3 protein-coding genes are annotated in these 2,668 nt (G+C 40.3%); all 3 read left to right on the top strand.

Annotation, left to right across the window (positions count from 1 at the left end; translation table 11 throughout):
- The first annotated feature begins 627 nt into the window (after positions 1 to 627).
- The 3 genes from QUA16_RS36310 to QUA16_RS36300 are packed head-to-tail and all read left to right on the top strand — an operon-like array spanning position 628 to position 2,612.
- A complete protein-coding gene (locus QUA16_RS36310; protein ID WP_333109679.1) occupies positions 628 to 2,139 on the top strand; it encodes a mechanosensitive ion channel domain-containing protein in 1,512 nt (503 codons plus the stop codon).
- 10 nt (positions 2,140 to 2,149) lie between these two features.
- Entirely contained in the window at positions 2,150 to 2,302 is a 153-nt protein-coding gene (locus QUA16_RS36305; protein ID WP_333109680.1) for a hypothetical protein, read from the top strand.
- A 13-nt stretch (positions 2,303 to 2,315) separates the two neighbouring features.
- Positions 2,316 to 2,612, top strand: a complete 297-nt coding sequence (locus QUA16_RS36300) for a hypothetical protein (RefSeq protein ID WP_333181782.1) — start codon at positions 2,316 to 2,318, stop codon at positions 2,610 to 2,612.
- Positions 2,613 to 2,668: the final 56 nt, after the last annotated feature.

The raw sequence follows: 2,668 nt of genomic DNA, 5'->3' as shown, positions 1-2,668 counted from the left end.
GTCCAAAAAGGACGGGCGGGACGCCCATCCCACAATAACAATTAAAATTGTAAGTTATTTAATTCGCGATCCTTAGAAATACACAAGACGGACGCAACTGGCAGAGTAATAGCGATATCTCTCCCACCAGTTAAAGTCATTGTAATACTTGGATATTTGACTTTTCCACTTAAATAGTCATTGAATAATCCCCGCTTAAGTTGATAAGTGGACTAAAAAAAAATAGTGGATAGTATCATAAAATCGCCTTGAGTTAAGGTTAAACAAATTTACTATAGCAATCCTTGCAGGAGTCGTATTTTTTTACCCCACCCCAACCCTCCCCCCGGGTTCGGCGAGGGAGTAAGAAGTTCACAAATGATGCGATGATTGCTATAGAGCAATCACTTTAATAATAGATGAGTGGGATCTCGGATTGCGAAAAAGTGGCACAATAACCGCAGGTCTGGGAAGACAAGGTATCCGAAAAATTGGCAATAGGGAGAACGGCGTAGTATGAGGAACCACATATCTATGTAAAAACTTCAGTTTTTTTACCAAAATAGGCTAACATTTGTGATAAAGACTTCAGTATTTTATTTTTAACTTGGGTACTGAGGACTTTATTCTTTACTACCCACTTAAAAAATGACAACATCAAAAACCTTAGAACCGGAATTCAAATTTAATACAATCCCAGAAGAAGTATTGACACAGATATCGCAAATATTTACAGCTACCCTATTTAAAATAGGTGACAATCCAGTATCCTTGCAGTCACTGGTAGAACTAATAGTCTTGTTTATGGCTATCCTTGTCATAGCACGCTCTTTTACGAATTTTCTTAAGGAACGGTTGCTAGTCCGACTGGGAATTGACGAGGGAAACAGGGAAGCCATCGCAGTAATTATTGGGTATTTAATAGTAGCTTTGGGGGTGATAGTCGCCATCCAAAGCATCGGTTTCAACCTCGCTTCTTTTGCAGTAGTTGCGGGCGGATTGGGAGTCGGGATTGGCTTCGGAATCCAAGATTTAACAACTAATTTTGTCAGTGGCTTAACGCTGCTTTTAGACAGACCTGTTAAAGTCGGAGACTTTGTGGAATTAGAAGGATTAATGGGAATTGTCAAAAAAATATCGATTCGATCGACCATCCTGCAAACTACTGAGGACTCTAGCGTCATAGTTCCCAACAGCAAAATGATTAGCAACAAAATTGTTAACTGGAGTTACGAAAACTCCCTACTCTGTCTGCGAGTTCCCGTAGAAGTAGCCGAGAATAGTAACCCGCTGTTAGTGACAGAAACTCTGTTAAATATTGCTTACGCAGAAGCTGGAGTCTTGTACGAACCGAACCCGAAAGTATTGTTTGTCGAGTTTGGTGATGATAGTTTTAAATTTGAACTTTTAGTGTGGACGGACAGGCCGACTGAAAGAGAATTAATTAAAAGTTCTTTGAATTTTGCAATTGAATACAATTTCCGCCAGCAAAAAATTGAATTTCCGTTCAATGACAGAGAAATTTATTTGCAAAACCCCGAAGTTCTCTTGTCAATGTTCAACAAAAAAGAAAGTGCAATTGACCTCCCGAACAGTTACACGGAAAATGAGCAAAAACCGCCAATTTTTGCAGAAAAACTGAAAAAACCATCGTCCCTTAGCGGTTTGCTAAGAGAGGTGGAATACTTTGAAAATCTGACCGATCTGGAATTGCGGCAATTGATTGAAGTTGGATACCGCAAACGGCTGCGATCGCAAGAATATTTGTTTCACGAAAACGACCCCGGAGATGCTTTTTACATGATTCTTTCAGGTTCAGTAGAAGTTTTTGTAGAAGCTATTGACAAACATCTGAATAACCTCGGTACTGGTCAGTTTTTCGGGGAACTTTCTTTGATGTTGGGAATCCCCAGAACTGCTTCGGTAAGAGCTTTGGAAGAAACAATTTTGTTTGCCATTAATAAAGAAGGTTTCCAGAAAGTTTTAACTGAACGACCGGATTTATCTGAACAGATTATTCAAGAAATAGTCAAACACAAAGAAGAACTCCGCGAGAGACAGCAATTATTGCGAGAAATGGAATTGGTAGAGGCAGCAGAAGAGGATGAAAATCCTGTAGAATGGGTGAGAAAACGACTAAAAAATCTATTTAGTGTTTGAAATAATTCCTATGACGCGATTTATTCACGATCTCTTTGCCAAAGAATACCTGGAGGAATTGCTGTCGCCACTCGGAACGGTTAATATCGGTCGCGATGTGAGTTCCGAAGTCCGAGAAATTGATGTTTACTTCACTTTCTTCAATCTAAAATCTAAAATCTAAAATCTAAAATCGATTGATGCCCACAGCATCGAAAGCCTTGGTAGATAGCTTTAATGCGATACCAGACACAGAGAATTGGATGCAGGGAATTTATTTTTTGGGGGAATCTTTGCGGACTGCAATTGTGGCGATTCACCAGTTGCCAGAAACTCCAGAAACCCTGTGGTTGAGGATTTTGGGCAAAGGGGGAGTGCAGCAAAGGGCTATTTCCCAATTAAGCGCTTTAGCAACAGACGATCCGTTGCGGACGATCGCGCTAGAATTGCTGTATCGGTTACAGTCAAATTTATTGACATCCTCCCCGCCGTAAACGGTCGGGGATTCTAAACATCACTGTTTAGGCTTCCTCTTTCCACGACTCGACTT

Source organism: Microcoleus sp. S13_C3, assembly GCF_036700905.1.
Lineage (GTDB): Bacteria > Cyanobacteriota > Cyanobacteriia > Cyanobacteriales > Microcoleaceae > Microcoleus.
This window is presented reverse-complemented; position numbering and strand designations above follow the sequence as displayed.

Excerpts from the sequence above, each read along its gene's own strand:
- QUA16_RS36310 (WP_333109679.1), top strand. The coding sequence starts at position 628 with ATGACAACATCAAAAACCTTAGAACCGGAATTCAAATTTAATACAATC.
- QUA16_RS36305 (WP_333109680.1), top strand. The coding sequence starts at position 2,150 with ATGACGCGATTTATTCACGATCTCTTTGCCAAAGAATACCTGGAGGAA.